Annotated in this window: 13 protein-coding genes and 1 riboswitch; of the genes, 7 read left to right on the top strand and 6 right to left on the bottom strand. The window is 72.4% G+C overall.

What is annotated here, in order from left to right; all coding sequences use genetic code 11:
• Nucleotides 1-156: 156 nt before the first annotated feature.
• The gene (locus tag AC069X_RS02750; RefSeq protein WP_478724312.1) at nt 157-1443 is read right to left on the bottom strand and encodes an extracellular solute-binding protein; all 1287 of its coding nucleotides are present in this window, start codon (nt 1441-1443) and stop codon (nt 157-159) included.
• Between the two features lie 298 nt (nt 1444-1741).
• On the opposite strand from AC069X_RS02750, the gene AC069X_RS02745 reads away from it, so the two are divergent.
• The 3 genes from AC069X_RS02745 (at nt 1742) to AC069X_RS02735 (ending at nt 5061) form a co-directional block, all read left to right on the top strand.
• Complete coding sequence (locus AC069X_RS02745; protein ID WP_362465995.1) at nt 1742-2506, top strand: GntR family transcriptional regulator; 765 nt, start codon at nt 1742-1744, stop codon at nt 2504-2506.
• A gap of 129 nt (nt 2507-2635) precedes the next feature.
• Nucleotides 2636-4867: a carbon starvation CstA family protein gene (locus tag AC069X_RS02740; RefSeq protein ID WP_478724360.1), complete on the top strand. Its 2232-nt coding sequence runs from the start codon at nt 2636-2638 to the stop codon at nt 4865-4867.
• Nucleotides 4864-5061: a YbdD/YjiX family protein gene (locus AC069X_RS02735; RefSeq protein ID WP_478724310.1), complete on the top strand. Its 198-nt coding sequence runs from the start codon at nt 4864-4866 to the stop codon at nt 5059-5061. Before AC069X_RS02740 ends, AC069X_RS02735 begins: the two co-directional genes overlap by 4 nt.
• 58 nt (nt 5062-5119) lie before the next feature.
• Here AC069X_RS02735 and AC069X_RS02730 read toward each other — a convergent pair whose 3' ends face one another.
• Nucleotides 5120-5704, bottom strand: a complete 585-nt coding sequence (locus AC069X_RS02730) for a Uma2 family endonuclease (RefSeq protein ID WP_478724308.1) — start codon at nt 5702-5704, stop codon at nt 5120-5122.
• Nucleotides 5705-5838: 134 nt separating this feature from the next.
• Nucleotides 5839-5915, top strand: a riboswitch (adenosylcobalamin-variant (AdoCbl-variant) riboswitch).
• Between the two features lie 157 nt (nt 5916-6072).
• On the opposite strand from AC069X_RS02730, the gene AC069X_RS02725 reads away from it, so the two are divergent.
• From AC069X_RS02725 to AC069X_RS02710, 4 genes are all read left to right on the top strand, one after another.
• Nucleotides 6073-8469 (top strand): ribonucleoside-diphosphate reductase subunit alpha, encoded by a 2397-nt coding sequence (locus AC069X_RS02725; RefSeq protein WP_478724306.1) that lies wholly within the window; start codon nt 6073-6075, stop codon nt 8467-8469.
• Nucleotides 8469-9482, top strand: a complete 1014-nt coding sequence (locus AC069X_RS02720) for a ribonucleotide-diphosphate reductase subunit beta (protein ID WP_478724305.1) — start codon at nt 8469-8471, stop codon at nt 9480-9482. Before AC069X_RS02725 ends, AC069X_RS02720 begins: the two co-directional genes overlap by 1 nt.
• Before the next feature lie 85 nt (nt 9483-9567).
• Complete coding sequence (locus tag AC069X_RS02715) at nt 9568-10548, top strand: hypothetical protein (protein WP_478724303.1); 981 nt, start codon at nt 9568-9570, stop codon at nt 10546-10548.
• A 184-nt stretch (nt 10549-10732) separates the two neighbouring features.
• A complete protein-coding gene (locus AC069X_RS02710) occupies nt 10733-11701 on the top strand; it encodes a helix-turn-helix domain-containing protein (protein ID WP_478724301.1) in 969 nt (322 codons plus the stop codon).
• Nucleotides 11702-11803: 102 nt separating this feature from the next.
• On the opposite strand, the gene def is transcribed toward AC069X_RS02710, so the two are convergent.
• From def to AC069X_RS02690, 4 genes are all read right to left on the bottom strand, one after another.
• On the bottom strand, nt 11804-12439 hold the full coding sequence (gene def / locus AC069X_RS02705; protein ID WP_478724299.1) for a peptide deformylase: 636 nt from the start codon (nt 12437-12439) through the stop codon (nt 11804-11806).
• A 58-nt stretch (nt 12440-12497) separates the two neighbouring features.
• On the bottom strand, nt 12498-13493 hold the full coding sequence (locus AC069X_RS02700) for a tetratricopeptide repeat protein (RefSeq protein ID WP_267032753.1): 996 nt from the start codon (nt 13491-13493) through the stop codon (nt 12498-12500).
• 104 nt (nt 13494-13597) lie between these two features.
• Nucleotides 13598-14911: an HD-GYP domain-containing protein gene (locus tag AC069X_RS02695; protein ID WP_478724298.1), complete on the bottom strand. Its 1314-nt coding sequence runs from the start codon at nt 14909-14911 to the stop codon at nt 13598-13600.
• Nucleotides 14908-16386, bottom strand: a complete 1479-nt coding sequence (locus tag AC069X_RS02690; RefSeq protein ID WP_478724296.1) for an HD-GYP domain-containing protein — start codon at nt 16384-16386, stop codon at nt 14908-14910. Before AC069X_RS02690 ends, AC069X_RS02695 begins: the two co-directional genes overlap by 4 nt.
• Between the last annotated feature and the right edge of the window lie 34 nt (nt 16387-16420).

Genomic DNA, 16420 nt, shown 5'->3' with positions numbered 1-16420 from the left:
GTCTGTCTCCTTCCTCCCCCCCCCTCTCCCCCCCCCCCCTCCCCCCCCCCCCCCCCCCCCCCCCCCCCCCCCCCCCCCCCCCCCCCCCCCCCCCCCCCCCCCACCCCCCGGTGCGTTCACACTGCTGGGCTGTGCGGGTACTGCTGGGTGGGGCCGTTACTTGTTGATGCGGTTCGCGATTTCCTTGTCCGCTTCCGCGCCCGCCTTGGCGGCGTCCTCACCCTTCAGGACCTTGGTCATGAACTCCTTGATGGGGTTCGGCTCGGTCTCGACGTTCGCCCAGCCCGCGGTCACCGGGGTGATCTTGCCGTTGGCGCCGGCCTTGGCCATGGCCTCGGCGAAGGAGCCGGCGGCCGGGGTGAAGTTCGCGCCGACCTGGTTGGGCAGCAGCGCGCCCTTGACCTCGGCGGCGTACTTGGTCATCTGGTCCTTGCCGGTGGCGAGGGCCAGCCACTCCTTGGCGAGCTCCTTGTTCTTGGAGCGCTCGGCCACGGCGAGGTTCGAGCCGCCGAGGAAGACGGTGCCGGACTTGTCGGCCGTCTTGCCCGGGATCGGGAAGTAGCCGAAGTCGGCTTCCTTGCCCGCGTCCTTCAGGGCCTTCTCGGCACCGCCGGCCTCCCAGCCGAGACCGATCCAGGAGGCGACGCCGCCCTTGGGGATGATGTCGGTGGACTGCTGCGGGGTGGCCTCGTCCTTGTCCTTCGGGGCGGTGGAGAAGGACTGGAGCTTCTTGTAGAAGTCCATGGCGGAGGCGGCCTGCGGGGTGGCCAGCTGGCCCTTCCACTTGCCGCCGTCCTTGACGGCGAGGTCGCCGCCCTCGTCCCAGATGAGGCCGGCGAGGATGTACCAGCTCTGGCCGGGCAGGTAGATCGGCTGCGTCGACGGGTCGGACGCCTTCAGCTTCTCCAGGCCGGCCACCCACTCGTCGCGGGTCTTCGGCGGGGTCACACCGGCCTTCTCGAAGGCCTTCTTGTCGTAGATGACGACGCGGTTGGCGGCGTACCACGGGGCGGAGTAGAGCTTGCCGTCGACCTCGGCCGAGGCGAGCATGCTCTTCTGCCAGGCGTCGGCGCCGAGCTTGGACTTGTCCTTGGTCAGGTCGGCGAGGCCGCCGGTGACCGCGTAGCCCGCGGTCTGGGTGTTGCCGAGCTCAATGACGTCCGGCGGGGTGTTCTCGGAGAGGGCCGTGGTGACCTTCTCCTGGATGCCCGTCCACTTCTGCTCCTCGACCTTGACCGTGACACCGGGGTGCTTGGCCGAGAACTCCTTGTTGACCTCGGCGATCCACGCCTTCGGTGCGGAACCGTCCATGACCCAGACGGTGATCTCCTTGGCGCCACCCGACGCGTCGGACTTGGGGTTGTCGTCGCCGCCGTTGCCGCACGCCGCGACTCCGGCCATCATGCCCACGACACCGACCGCCGCAATGAGCTTGCGCTTCACGCCACCCTCCTCAGGGATGCTGCTGCTTTGCACCTTCCCTCGCCCGCCGCGGTGACGTACGTACCGAGTACTGCCCGTGGGGCCGGGATCTGATCCACATTGGTTTAGACCAGTACCGGGAGCTTGGCCTAGACCTTTAGGGGTGTCAAGGGTCTAATGAGCGGGTGCTCGGTCCGTTATCGGACCGACACCTGGGGGAGGGGAGGAGGCCTGCCCTCCCGCCCGTGTCACCATGTGACCGCACATATCGGAGGAGCCGGTGACGGCAGCGAAACTGGAGTCGGGAAGGCGGGCGGCGATGGCCACCGAAGGGGCGACCACGGAGCCGGAAGGCGGGGCAGCCACTCGCACGGCGCGTGTGCCCAAGTACTACCGACTCAAGCGGCACTTGCTCGACATGACCGAAACGCTCCCTCCGGGCACCCCGGTGCCCCCGGAGCGCACGCTCGCGGCCGAATTCGACACCTCCCGGACCACCGTCCGGCAGGCCCTCCAGGAGCTGGTCGTCGAGGGCCGGCTGGAACGCATCCAGGGCAAGGGCACCTTCGTCGCCAAGCCCAAGGTCTCCCAGCCCCTGCAACTCTCCTCCTACACCGAGGACATGCGGGCCCAGGGCCTGGAACCCACCTCCCAGCTCCTCGACATCGGCTACGTCACCGCCGACGACACCCTCGCGGGCCTGCTGAAGATCGCCACCGGCGGGCGCGTCCTGCGCATCGAGCGGCTGCGCCTGGCCAGCGGCGAACCGATGGCCATCGAGACCACCCACCTGTCGGCCAAGCGCTTCCCCGCGCTGCGCCGTTCCCTCGTCAAGTACACCTCGCTCTACACCGCCCTCGCCGAGGTGTACGACGTCCGGCTCGCGGAGGCCGAGGAGACCATCGAGACCTCCCTCGCCACCCCGCGCGAGGCCGGACTGCTCGGCACCGACGTGGGCCTGCCGATGCTGATGCTCTCCCGGCACTCCCTGGACGCCGACGGGGAACCGGTCGAATGGGTGCGATCGGTATATCGCGGCGACCGTTACAAATTCGTGGCCCGTCTCCAGCGACCTGCCACGTGATCACCTGTTGACTGCCCTCGACCCTCGGTGGACGCTCGTACCGCTATGCGGACGGGGGCTTACTTTCACCGGTCAAGCCCCCGTAGATTCCGTGCGCTTACGCAGATGATCAACGAGGGGACGAGGATCATGCCGGAACCGGGAGCAACAGGGACAGAAGCGGCGGGTCAGGGCCTCGGGCCGGGCTCGCCCCCTTCACCGGGGAAGCCCTCCCCACAGTCGATCGCCATCTGGGTGGGCGTGGCCCTCGTCGGGGCCCTCGGATGGGGCGTGCTGGCACTGTCCCGGGGCGAGGAGATCTCGGCCGCCTGGCTGCTCGCCGCCGCGCTGGGCTCGTACGCCATCGGCTACCGCTTCTACTCGAAGTTCATCGCCCACCGCGTGCTGAGGCTCGACAAGACGCGGGCGACCCCCGCCGAACGCCTCGACAACGGTGTCGACTTCCATCCCACCGACCGGCGCGTGCTCTTCGGCCACCACTTCGCCGCCGTCGCCGGCGCCGGCCCGCTGGTCGGCCCGGTGCTCGCCGCGCAGATGGGCTACCTGCCGGGCACCATCTGGATCGTCGCCGGCGTCATCTTCGCCGGCGCCGTCCAGGACATGGTGACGCTGTTCTTCTCCACCCGGCGCGACGGCCGTTCGCTCGGCCAGATGGCCCGGGACGAGATCGGCCCCGTCGGCGGGGCCGCCGCCCTCGTCGCCGTGTTCGTCATCATGGTCATCCTGCTGGCGGTGCTGGCCCTGGTCATCGTCAACGCGCTGGCGCACTCCCCCTGGGGTGTCTTCTCCATCGGCATGACCATCCCGATCGCCCTCTTCATGGGCGTCTACCTGCGCGTCCTGCGCCCGGGCCGGGTCACCGAGGTCTCCGTCATCGGCGTCGCGCTGCTGCTGCTCGCGATCGTCGCCGGCGGCTGGGTCGCCGACTCCTCCTGGGCGAGCACCTTCACCCTGGAGAAGGAGACGCTGGTCATCTGGATGGTCGTGTACGGGTTCGTCGCCTCGGTGCTGCCGGTGTGGCTGCTGCTCGCGCCCCGCGACTACCTGTCCACCTTCATGAAGGTCGGCACCATCGCACTGATGGCGATCGGCGTGGTCGTCGCGATGCCCACGCTGAAGATGCCCTCGATCACCGACTTCGCCGCGCGCGGCGACGGCCCGGTCTTCGCCGGGTCGATGTTCCCCTTCGTCTTCATCACCATCGCCTGCGGGGCCCTGTCCGGCTTCCACTCGCTGGTCGCCTCGGGCACCACCCCGAAGATGATCCAGAAGGAGACCCAGGTCCGGGTCATCGGCTACGGCGCCATGCTCACCGAGTCCTTCGTCGCCGTCATGGCGGTGATAGCGGCCTGCATCATCGAGCCCGGCCTGTTCTTCGCGGTGAACTCCCCCGGCGGCGTCATCGGCACCACCGTGCAGAGCGCCTCGGAGGCCGTGACGAACTTCGGCTTCGCCATCGGCCCGGACGCCCTCGCGCAGGCCGCGAAGGACGTGGAGGAGGCCAGCCTGCTGTCCCGTACGGGCGGCGCGCCGACCTTCGCACTCGGGATGGCGGAGATCTTCTCGGCGGTGATCGGCGGCGCCGGGATGAAGGCCTTCTGGTACCACTTCGCCATCATGTTCGAGGCCCTTTTCATCCTCACCACCGTCGACGCGGGCACCCGCGTGGGCCGGTTCATGCTCCAGGACACCCTCGGCAACGTGCACAAGTCCTTCAAGGACGTCAGCTGGAAGCCCGGCGTGTGGCTGGCCAGCGCCGTCGTCGTCGGCGGCTGGGGCTACTTCCTGTGGGTCGGTGTCAAGGACCCGCTGGGCGGCATCAACCAGCTCTTCCCGCTGTTCGGCATCGCGAACCAGCTGCTCGCGGCGGTCGCGCTGGCCGTCTGCACCACGCTGCTGGTCAAGTCCGGGCGGCTCAAGTGGGCCTGGGTCACGGCCCTCCCGCTGGCCTGGGACGTGGCCGTCACCCTCACCGCGAGCTACCAGAAGGTCTTCTCCGACGACGTGAAGGTCGGCTTCTTCGCGCAGCGCGAGAAGTACCAGACCGGCATCGACGCCGGGAAGGTGCTGCCGCCCGCCAAGAACATGGACGAGATGCACACCGTGGTCACCAACGCCACGGTCGACGGGGTCCTGTCCGTGCTCTTCGCGGTCCTGATCATCGTGGTGCTGCTGGACGCGGCCCGGGTCTGCTTCAAGGCCGTCGCCCACCCCGAGTCGATCCGCCTGGCCGAGGTGCCGTGGACCGAGTCGAAGATCATCGCCCCGGCCGGGCTCATCGCCACGGCCGAGGAGAAGGCCGAGCTCGCGGCCGCCGGCCTCGACGGGGGCGGCGGCCGGGCCAAGGAGCCGGTCGCGTGAGCCGGGTGCGCGGGGCGCTGGCGAAGGCCCGGTACTACATACGGGAGTTCTCCGGCGAGGCCGCGTACGACCGCTACGTCGCGCACGCCCGCGCGCACGACCCGGACGCGGAGGTCATGACCCGCCGCGCCTTCGAGCGGGCCCGCACCGACGCCCGCGAAGCGGACCCCCGGGAGGGCTTCCGCTGCTGCTGAGCGGTACGTGAAGGGGCCCCGCCGGTCCTCCGGCGGGGCCCCTTCGGCGTGGCCGGGGTCAGCGCACCCAGTCCTTGAGGACCTCGGTCTGGAGGGTGATGCCGACCGGGTCGGGGAGCTCGATGTCCTTCCCGTACGGCACCGTGTGGACCATCTCGTACCACTGGCCGTTGGGCTGGCTGTGGACGGAGACTTCGCACTTGGCGCGGTCGATCAGCAGGTACACGGGGATACCCGTCTCCGCATAGGCGCGCGGCTTCTCGACATGGTCCCGGCGCACCGTCTCGGAGTCCCAGGAAGTCACCTCGACGGCCATGAGAATCGGCTCCGGCTCAACCCAGTCCCCCTGCCCGACGAACGCCTTGGACGGGGCGAGCACGCCGTCCGGAATGGCCCGGCCCGTCCGGTACTCCTGAGCCTTGATTCCCTGTCCCCCATGCAGCCAGAGCTCCGGCCGATGCTGCATGCAGATCCGGGTGAGCCACTGGATGATCATCTGATGGTCGCCGTCCGGCATGGCCTTGCTCCTGATGACTCCGTCGACGAACTCCAGCCGCGTCCCCACCCGCTCGCGGGCCGCTATGCGCGCCACGGCTTCGAAGTCCTCAGTCGGCATGTGGGGCCTGTCGGTCATCACGGTCATGCCTCGCTCGCCTTCCTCGACGGTGCTGTCTCCGACGATAGCGGAGAGGTACGTCAGAGGGACGGGGAGTCGCGGGCGACACAACATCTAGGGGGTCACCCAGACCCCGCCCCCCACATGTATGCTCATCCTCGCTGTCGCCGCAGGGGAATCCGGTGTGAATCCGGAACTGTCCCGCAACGGTATGAAAAGTCCGAGGACCTGCCGACAGTGCGCCCGGGTCGACCGAACCGGGTGCCGACACGTCCGGGCCTCGCGGTTGGGCCGGTGGACGCCATGCGGTGCGTACGTGATCCCGTCGTGCCCGCATGCGCCTCCCCGCGCCCCGATCCGCCGACGACCGGGCCGAGCGAGGGAGAGCTCCCGCCGTGACCACCGCGCCTTCCGCACCGCGCGCCGAGTCCGTTTCTGGCGACACCACCGAAGGCCCGGGGGCCGCGCTGCTGCGTACTCTCACCGAGCTGACCGCCGACCTCCCCGACACGGACCCCGGCCGGGTCGCCGCCGCCGCCCTGCGCGGCCGCAGCGCCTCCGCCGACGAGGCCGAGCTGCGCGGGCTGGCCACCGAGGCCGCCGCCGGTCTGATCTCCGAGGACCCGGCGTACTCCCGCCTCGCCGCCCGCCTGCTGACGCTGGCCGTGGCCGACGAGGCCGCCGGCCAGGGCGCCACCTCCTTCGCCGCGTCCGTCGCCGTGGGCCACCGCGAGGGCCTGATCGCCGACCGCACCGCCGACTTCGTCGCCGCCCACGCCGCCCGCCTGGACGCGCTGGTCGAGCACGCGCTCGCCGACGGCGCCGACGACCGCTTCGGCTTCTTCGGCCTGCGCACCCTGCACAGCCGCTACCTGCTGCGCCACCCCCTCACCCGCCAGGTGATCGAGACCCCGCAGTACTTCATGCTGCGCGTGGCCTGCGGCCTCGCCGAGGACGACTCCGTGCAGTCCGTCGAGGAAGTGGCCTCGCTGTACCGGCTGATGAGCCGCCTCGACTACCTGCCGTCCTCCCCCACGCTCTTCAACTCCGGCACCCGCCACCCGCAGATGTCCTCCTGCTACCTGCTGGACTCCCCGCTGGACGAGCTGGACTCGATCTACGACCGCTACCACCAGGTGGCCCGGCTCTCCAAGCACGCCGGCGGCATCGGCCTCTCGTACTCCCGCATCCGCGCCCGCGGTTCGCTGATCCGCGGCACCAACGGCCACTCGAACGGCATCGTGCCGTTCCTGAAGACCCTCGACGCCTCCGTCGCCGCCGTGAACCAGGGCGGCCGCCGCAAGGGCGCCGCCGCCGTCTACCTGGAGACCTGGCACGCGGACATCGAGGAGTTCCTGGAGCTCCGCGACAACACCGGCGAGGACCAGCGCCGTACGCACAACCTCAACCTCGCGCACTGGATCCCGGACGAGTTCATGCGCCGCGTGAACGCCGACGCCGACTGGTCGCTGTTCTCCCCGGCCGACGTCCCCGAGCTGGTGGACCTGTACGGCGAGGAGTTCGACGCCGCCTACGTCAAGGCGGAGGCGTCGGGCCTGGCCAAGAAGACCATGCCGGCCCGCGACCTGTACGGCCGCATGATGCGCACCCTCGCGCAGACCGGCCAGGGCTGGATGACCTTCAAGGACGCCTCCAACCAGACCGCGAACCAGACCGCGCTGCCCGGCACCGTCGTCCACTCCTCCAACCTGTGCACCGAGATCATCGAGGTCACCAACGACGGCGAGACCGCCGTCTGCAACCTCGGCTCGGTCAACCTGGGCGCCTTCGTCGCCGACGGCGGGATGGACTGGGAGCGCCTGGACGAGACCGTCCGCACGGCCGTGACCTTCCTCGACCGCGTCGTGGACATCAACTTCTACCCGACCGAGCAGGCCGGCCGCTCCAACGCCAAGTGGCGTCCGGTGGGCCTGGGCGCGATGGGCCTCCAGGACGTCTTCTTCAAGCTGCGGCTGCCCTTCGACTCGGCCGAGGCGAAGGCCCTGTCCACGAAGATCTCCGAGCGGATCATGCTGGCCGCGTACGAGGCCTCCTGCGACCTCGCCGAGCGCGGCGGCCCGCTCCCGGCCTGGGCCGAGACCCGCACCGCGCAGGGCGTCCTGCATCCCGACCACTACGACGTCGAGCCGACCTGGCCCGAGCGCTGGGACGCGCTGCGCGCCCGGATCGCGAAGACCGGCATGCGCAACTCCCTGCTCCTCGCGATCGCCCCGACGGCGACGATCGCCTCGATCGCCGGCGTGTACGAGTGCATCGAGCCGCAGGTCTCCAACCTCTTCAAGCGCGAGACCCTCAGCGGTGAGTTCCTCCAGGTCAACGGCTACCTGGTGGAGGACCTCAAGGAGCTCGGCGTGTGGGACGCGCAGACCCGCGAGGCGCTGCGCGACTCCTCCGGCTCCGTCCAGGGCTTCGGCTGGATCCCGGCGGAGGTCCGCGAGCTGTACCGCACGGCGTGGGAGATCCCGCAGCGCGGCCTGATCGACATGGCGGCGGCCCGTACCCCGTTCCTGGACCAGAGCCAGTCGCTCAACCTGTTCATGGAGACGCCCACCATCGGCAAGCTCAGCTCGATGTACGCGTACGCCTGGAAGCAGGGCCTGAAGACCACGTACTACCTGCGCTCGCGCCCGGCGACGAAGATCGCCCGCGCCGCGTCCGGCACGGCCGCCGCTCCGGCCGCCGCCGTCCCCGCCCAGCTGCCGCAGGCCCTCGACGCCGAGGCGCTGGCCTGCTCCCTTGAGAACCCCGAGTCCTGCGAGGCCTGCCAGTAATGAGCTCCACCGACAAGAACCTGCTCGACCCGGGCTTCGAGCTGACCCTGCGTCCGATGCGCTACCCGGACTTCTACGAGCGCTACCGGGACGCGATCAAGAACACCTGGACGGTGGAGGAGGTCGACCTCCACTCCGACGTCGCCGACCTCGCGAAGCTGACGCCGGGCGAGCAGCACATGATCGGCCGGCTGGTCGCGTTCTTCGCGACGGGCGACTCGATCGTGGCGAACAACCTGGTCCTGACGCTGTACAAGCACATCAACTCCCCGGAGGCGCGCCTGTACCTGTCGCGCCAGCTGTTCGAGGAGGCCGTGCACGTCCAGTTCTACCTGACGCTGCTCGACACCTACCTGCCCGACCCGGACGACCGCGCGGCGGCCTTCGACGCGGTGGAGAACATCCCGTCGATCCGCGAGAAGGCGCAGTTCTGCTTCAAGTGGATGGACTCGGTCGAGAAGATCGAGCGGCTGGAGACGGCCGCCGACCGGCGCCGCTTCCTGCTGAACCTGATCTGCTTCGCCGCGTGCATCGAGGGCCTGTTCTTCTACGGCGCCTTCGCGTACGTGTACTGGTTCCGCTCGCGCGGTCTGCTGCACGGCCTGGCGACGGGCACCAACTGGGTGTTCCGTGACGAGAGCTGCCACATGGACTTCGCCTTCGCGGTCATCGACACGGTCCGCAAGGAGGAGCCGGAGCTCTTCGACGACGCCCTCCAGCAGCAGGTCACCGACATGCTGAAGGAGGCCGTGGAGGCGGAGCTGCAGTTCGGCCGCGACCTGTGCGGTGACGGCCTGCCGGGCATGAACACCGACTCGATGCGCGAGTACCTGGAGTGCGTGGCCGACCAGCGCCTGGTCCGGCTCGGCTTCCCGCCGGTGTACGGCTCGCAGAACCCGTTCTCCTTCATGGAGCTCCAGGGCGTCCAGGAGCTGACGAACTTCTTCGAGCGCCGCCCGTCGGCCTACCAGGTGGCCGTCGAGGGCACCGTCGACCTGGACGAGGACTTCTAGTCCCCGCTCCGTGACGGCCCGTTCCCGACGGCCCGTTCCCGACGGGCCCGTCACGGCGGGCCCTCCCCTGCGCGAGGATGCCGGGATGCGACACACCACCGCGTCCCGGCTCCTCGCGTTCGGCGCGTCCGGCGGCGACACCCGCCCCTGGCTCGCGCATCCGGTCCCGGCGGTACGGGGCGCCGCCGCGCTGGCTCCCGCGCTGGCGGACGATCCGGCGGCCGTGCGGTCCCTGGGGCTGCTGGTGCGCTCCCCGCACGCCTTCGGCGACCGGCGGCTGTACGAGGCCCTGGTGGCGGCCGCCTGCGCCCGCGCGGCCGAGCCGGACCGGCTGTACGAGGGTGCCCTGGCGGCCCTGCCGCACGCGCTGCGCGGCACCGCCGCCGGGCCCTGCCCGCTGCTGGGGCCTTACCTGCGCCGCTTCTTCCCCGGCGGCACGGCCGGGGACGCGTACGCCCGGGGCTTCGCGGGGGCGCTGGCCGGGGAGGACCGGCTGTGGTCCGCGTCCCGCCGCGCCGTCCGGGAGGCCGCCTTCGCCGCCGCCGGGCTGCCGGCCGGGCGGGCGCACTGGCGGGCGGTGTCCGAGGTGACCGTCCCGCCGGCCGCCTCCGGCCTCGTCGTCCTGGAGGGGCACCAGGCCACCCGGCTCCGGCCGGACCGCTGGTTCGGCGCGGACCGCGCCGACCCGCGACTGCCGGACGCCGTGGTGGAGTTCCTCGCCGCACGGCTCGGCCGGGCCGCCCGGATCACCGTGCACGGGCCGCTCTCCTTCACCGTGGAGGCCCCGGGCCCTCCGCTGCCGGACGGGGACACCTTCGAGACCCCGTACCGGCCCGCCTTCCCGTGGTTCCGGCTCTCGCTGGTCTCGGCGCTGTGCGCGCACGTCACGGCCCGCTGCTGGGACGGCCGCCGGGTCTGGGAGGAGCGGTACGCGGACGGGCTCGCGCTCAGTGCGCGACGCTGCCTCGGCGCCACGCGGCGGAGCGGGTACCGGGTCGGGTTCCGGCTCGACGGGGACTGGCTGCCGCCCGGGTCCGTGCTGACCCGGCGCGGGCCGCTGCGCTGAGCTGCCGGTCGGTGCGGCGCTCGCGCAGGGCGCCGAACAGGGCGGGGCCGCCGAGGAGGGCGGCGACGGCGAGGACGGTCAGGCAGTCGAGGAAAGTGCTCATGGCTCCACGATCTTCCGGTCCACGGGAACCGGAAAGTGGCAGGACTGTCACACAAGAGCGAATTACTGCCACACTGGGCCCATGCTGAAGAACGTGGCGGTGGCCCTCGTCGACGGAGTGGCGCCCTTCGAGTTCGGGATCTTCTGCGAGGTCTTCGGGATCGACCGGAGCGACCAGGGCCTGCCCGTGTACGACTTCGCGGTGTGCGCGGCCGAGGAAGGGCCGCTGACCATGGCGGACGTCGGCTTCACCATCGCGCCCGCGCACGGTCTGGAGCGGCTGGAGGAGGCCGATCTGATCTGCCTGCCCGCCGACCGGAGGGCCCCGGTGCGGGAGTACCCCGAGCCCTTCCTCGACGCCCTGCGCCGGGCCGTGGACCGGGGGGCGCGGGTGCTCAGCGTGTGCAGCGGCGCCTTCGTGCTGGGCGCGGCCGGGCTGCTGGACGGGCGGCGCTGCACCACCCACTGGATGCACGCCCCGGCGCTGATCCGCCGATACCCGGCGGCCCGCGTCGACCCGGACGTCCTCTACGTCGACGAGGGGTCGGTGGTCACCGCCGCCGGGACGGCCTCGGGGATCGACGCCTGCCTGCACGTGGTCCGCCGGGAACACGGCGCGGAGGTGGCCAACACCATCGCCCGGCGGATGGTCGTACCGCCCCACCGCGACGGCGGCCAGGCCCAGTTCATCCAGCGGCCGCTCCCCCGCACCGCCTGCGACACCGTGGGCGAGGTGATCGGCTGGATGGCCCGGCACCTGGACGAGGAGATCACCGTCGAGCAGCTGGCCGAGCGGGCCCACATGTCGCCGCGGACCTTCGCCCGCCGCTTCCTCCAGGAGACGGGGACCACCCCGTACCAGTGGGTGCTGCGCCAGCGGGTGCTGCTGGCCCAGGAGTTGCTGGAGTCCACGGACGACACGGTGGACGCCATCGCGGGCCGCAGCGGGTTCGGGACCTCGGCGGCCCTGCGCCACCACTTCCTGCGCACCCTGGGCACCACCCCGAACGCCTTCCGCCGCGCCTTCCGCGGCCCCCGCGCGGTGGCCTGAGCCCGGGCCGGCGCCCCGGCGCGGGAAGCCCGCACCACGCACGAAGGCCCCGCTCCGGCCGGGGAGCGGGGCCTTCGTACGCGTGCGGCGCGCGGCCGGGGATCAGTCGTTCGGGACGATCTCGTAGCGCGGGCTGTTCTCCGCCATCTGGCGGAGCGCGTCCTTGCGGTCGCGCTTCGAGAGGCGGTCGATGTAGAGGTAGCCGTACAGGTGGTCCGTCTCGTGCTGGAGGCAGCGCGCGAAGTAGCCCGTACCGCGGACCTTGATCGGGTTGCCCTGGGCGTCCTGGCCGGTGACCTCGGCGTAGTCCGGGCGGGCCAGGGAGGCGTACGCGGTCGGGACGGACAGGCAGCCCTCGTTCGAGTCGTCCAGCACGCGGTTCGCGGCGGGCAGCTCGACGAGACGGGGGTTGACGACCACGCCGGTGTGGCGCACGCCGTCGTCGTCCGGGCAGTCGTAGACGAAGACCTTGGCGTCGACGCCGATCTGGTTGGCGGCCAGGCCCACGCCCTCGGCGGTCTTCTGGCTGGCGAACATGTCGTCGATCAGCTGCGCCAGCTCGTCGCCGAACTCGGTGACGTCCTTGCACTCGCGGTGCAGCACCGGGTTGCCGACCACCGTGATCGGGCGGGACGTGCCGCGCTCGCGGTAGGCCAGCTCGCGCGCCTCACAGTCCTCGGTGTCCACGACGTAGCCCTCGTCGTCGATCGGGGTCACCTGGTTCTCCTGCTGCGCCATGTCCGCCGTACGCCTTCCCTCAAGTCCGTGGTGTGCCCGTACAGCCTACGGCCCAGGGTCAGCAGACTTCTTCGAGATCCCGCCACTCACGGCTGTCGGGGCTGTCGGCGACCCAGCCGTCGAGCAGGCCGCGCACCAGCCCGGCCGGCGCCGCGATGCCGCACTCCCGCTCGGGGACCCACAGGGAGCCCGATCCGGCCGTGCGGTGGCCCAGCGGGCCGGGGTGGCCCGGTTCGCTGTGGTCGTGCGGGTCCAGGTGGTCGCCGTTGCCCTCGCCGCTCGGCATCGCGCTCTCGGAACAGGTCCGGCACAGCAGCCGCACCGAGGAGGACCAGTCCTCGGCGGCGAAGCCCGCGTCCGAGGCCAGCTGCTCCAGGGCGTCCCGGTCGGCCTCGGTGGCCGCCTCCAGCAGCACCACCCAGGTCGGCACCGGCGAGGGGGCCCACAGCTCGATCTCGTCGAAGACCGGGTACGAGGGTCCGGCCGCGGTGATCCGCTCGCCGTGCGGCACCCCGTCGTGCAGGACGACCTCGCCCCAGCGCCGCCCAGAGGAGGGCAACGGGATGGACAGGACCTCCATGCGGGCTGGATCGAGCCTGCGGCCCCACACGACCTCGGCCTCGCCCTCGGGGGACAGCCGTACGGCCGCGCTGCCCAGCTCCATGCCCACCGGCTCGCCCGTCCCCGCCGTGCTGTGCGGGTCCCCGGGCACCTTCAGCCCGTACGCCTGCCAGGCCCGGCGGGCCAGCGGCCAGTCCTGGAGCGCGGTCGCGGCGATCCCGACGTTCCACCAGTCGGGGGCCCCGGTCTCCCGGTCGAGCAGGGCTACGGCGCGCAGCCCCGCGGCCCTGGCCTGCTCCCAGTCGTGCCGGAACTTGTGCAGAAGTGCCAGGTTGAACCAGGACTCGGACAGCCAGGGCTCCAGATCCGCCGCCCTGGTGAGCAGCGCGCCCGCGTCCTCGTACCGACCGTCGCCGATCAGCGTGAACGCGCGGTCGGTGGCCTGCCGCCACGAGGCGGAGGGCCGATGCCGTACCTTCCCGAAGATCCTCACGATTCCCGCCTGCCGGTCCCACGGTGCAGCCTTGCGGACACCCTCACGGACACTCCTACTGCATCCAACCATGCCCGCTCGGACAGCCGCTCATTACCCATGGGTTACCCCGGCGGAACGGGTACGACTCGGCCGCGTCCGCCCCTGGCCAGAACCCTCGCCAAGCACTCCACGACCTCCGGCTGGTAGTCGCGCCCCGTACCCAGGCGCAGCTGTTCCAGCGCGGCCAGTGGGCCGCCCGGGTGACGGCCGCCCGCCGCCAGGTCGTCGTACGCGTTGACGGCGCGCACGATCCGGGCGGCGACGGGCTGCTCGCGGTACGGGTCCGCCTGACGTTCCACGATCACCGCGACCTCCGCCGGCACCCCGGTCTGGCGGGCCACCTCGCCGCCCAGCTCGGCGATCCGGCGGGCCTCGGCGGCGGGCAGCCCGGCGGTGGCCCCGGCCGGGACGGGGTCGACGAGCGAGAGCTGCCCGATGTCGTGCATCAGCGCGGCGTACTCCAGCACCGTGAGCTCCCGCTCCGACAGGCCCAGCTCGCGGCCGACCGCGCAGCTCAGGGCGGCGACGCGGCGGGCGTGCCCGGGCGCGGTGTACCCGGCGATCTCGGTGGCCCGGGCGAGGGAGGTGATGGTCTGGCGGTAGGTGGTGCGCACGGCGGTGATCCGGTGGACGGACAGCTGGGTCAGCAGCAGCGGCACGCAGAAGACCGGCAGGGCCCACAGGCCCGCCACGGCCACGCCGAGGGCCATGACGACCCCGGTGGCGCAGACGGCCGAGCCGGTGCCGGGCAGGGCCCGCAGCTCGTCGCGGAGCAGGGGCCCGTACGGCCAGCCGGTGCGGGCCCAGGCGGAGGCGGCGGCGAGCACGGCGTCGCACAGGGCGGTGAGGCCGAGCAGGAGCAGCAGGAACAGGACCAGGTAAGGGCCCTGCCCGAGCCGGTCGCCGAGCCGCCCGGAGTGGTGGAGCGGCTGGAAGCAGGCTGCGGCGAAGGCCACGGTGAGGACGCGGCGGGCCACGTGGTCCAGGGCCGGGCCGTGGCCCCGGGCGACGTGCGGGACGATCCCGGCGAGGGCGGCTGCGACGACGACGGCGACGGTCTGGAGCACCCCGTGGTGGGTGGGGTGTCCGGCGTGCTGCCCGAGGAGGGCGTACGCGAGGGCTCCGGCGGAGCCGAGCGGTGCGGGCTGGCGGTGCCCGGCGGGGTGCTGTCCGGGCGCGTCGCGGGCGTCGCAGCGGTCGCGGCGGTTCCGGGGCCCACCGGGGTCGCGGCGGGCGAGCTCGCCGAGGGTGATCAGGGTGCCGAAGGCGAGGGCGGTGCCGGGTTCGACGACGCCGGTCCACAGGGTGTGGCCCAGTCCGGCGGCGGTGAGGGCGCCGGCGGCGGCGCGTACGGTCCACACGGCGAGGGCCCTCACCGGCCGCTCCCGGACCGGGCCGCCGGGCCGGCGGCCCGGTCCGTCCCGGACCCGCCCGGGCCCGGCGGGCCGGGCGCGGCGCCGCTCTGGGAGGGCATCGCGGCGGGGGCCGGCGGGGCGGCGATGACCTGGAGGTCCTCGTCCGAGGTGACCACGGGGTGCCAGCCGTGCCGGCCGATGGCGGTGACCAGGGCGCGGACCATCGCCGGGTCGAACTGGGCCCCGGCACAGCGCTCCAGCTCCGCCAGGGCGGTCGCCACCGGCCGGGCGCGGCTGTAGGAGCGGGTGGAGGTCATCGCGTCGAAGGAGTCGGCCACCGCGACCACGCGGGCCAGGACCGGGATCTGCTCGCCGCTGAGCCCGTACGGGTACCCGGAGCCGTCGACGCGCTCGTGGTGGTGCAGGATCGCGGACCGGGCCTCCCCGAGGAAGCCGATGCCGCGCACCATCTCGTGTCCGTACTCGGGGTGCAGCTCGATGATCCGGCGCTCCTCGGGGGTGAGCGGCCCGTCCTTGCGCAGCAGCCGGGTCGGCACGCCGAGCTTGCCTACGTCGTGCAGGATCCCGGCGATCCGAACCGTTTCGAGGCGGTCGTCCCCCATGCCCAGCTCGCGGGCGATCATCGCGGAGGCCTGGCCGACGCGTTCGCTGTGCCCGCGCGTGTAGCGGTCCTTGATGTCGACGGCCTGGACGAGGGCGCGGATGGTGGCCCGGTGCGCGGCGCGCTCGCGGTGGTACTGGGCGAAGACCCAGCAGGAGACGTACATCGGCAGCAGGACGAGCAGCGCGGCCGGGACCCCGTACGGGCTGCGCCACATGACGGCCATCATCAGCCCGGCGAGCCCGTGCACGAGGTGCGGCACGAGGGGGAGGCCGCCCGGGCCCCGCCAGGCGGTGGCGGCGGAGCGGCCTTCGGCGGCTGCCAGGACGGCGCCGTCGAGGGCGGTGAGCACGAGGCAGAAGACGACGGCCGCGGCGGCCGCGGGGAGCATCACGTACGGGAAGTCGGCGGCCCAGGCGGCGGGGCCCGCTTCCGTCCCGCTCCCGGTTCGCGGTCCCGCGCCGGGCGGCCCGGTGAGGGCCTGCCGGCCGCCGAGGAGCCCGTACGCCTGCCCGGCCGCCCACGCGGCGGTCGCCTGCTGGGCGGCGTGCCAGACGCGGCGCACGCGGGCGGGGGGCCGTACGACGCCCTGGGCGAGGCCGCCGGGCAGGGCCACGAGCGCGGCGGCGGAGGGCGGCAGCAGGAAGACGGCGGCGAGCACCACCGGGAAGAAGGAGCCGATGCCCTCGGGAACCCGGCCGCCGGGGAGCGGGAGGGTGCGGACCAGCTCGCACCCGAGGTAGAGGAGGGCCAGCAGGGCCACGTCGGGCCAGGGCGTGCCGGCTCCCGCGCGGAGTGCGGGCGCGGCACAGACCGCGGCGGCGAGTACGGCGGCCAGGACGCAGGCGCGCGCCGTCGGCGGAAGCACCCGCATGGCGCCCTCCTCCCCCGTGGGCCGGGAAATCCGG

Source organism: Streptomyces sp. NPDC043896, from assembly GCF_056435605.1.
This window is presented reverse-complemented; position numbering and strand designations above follow the sequence as displayed.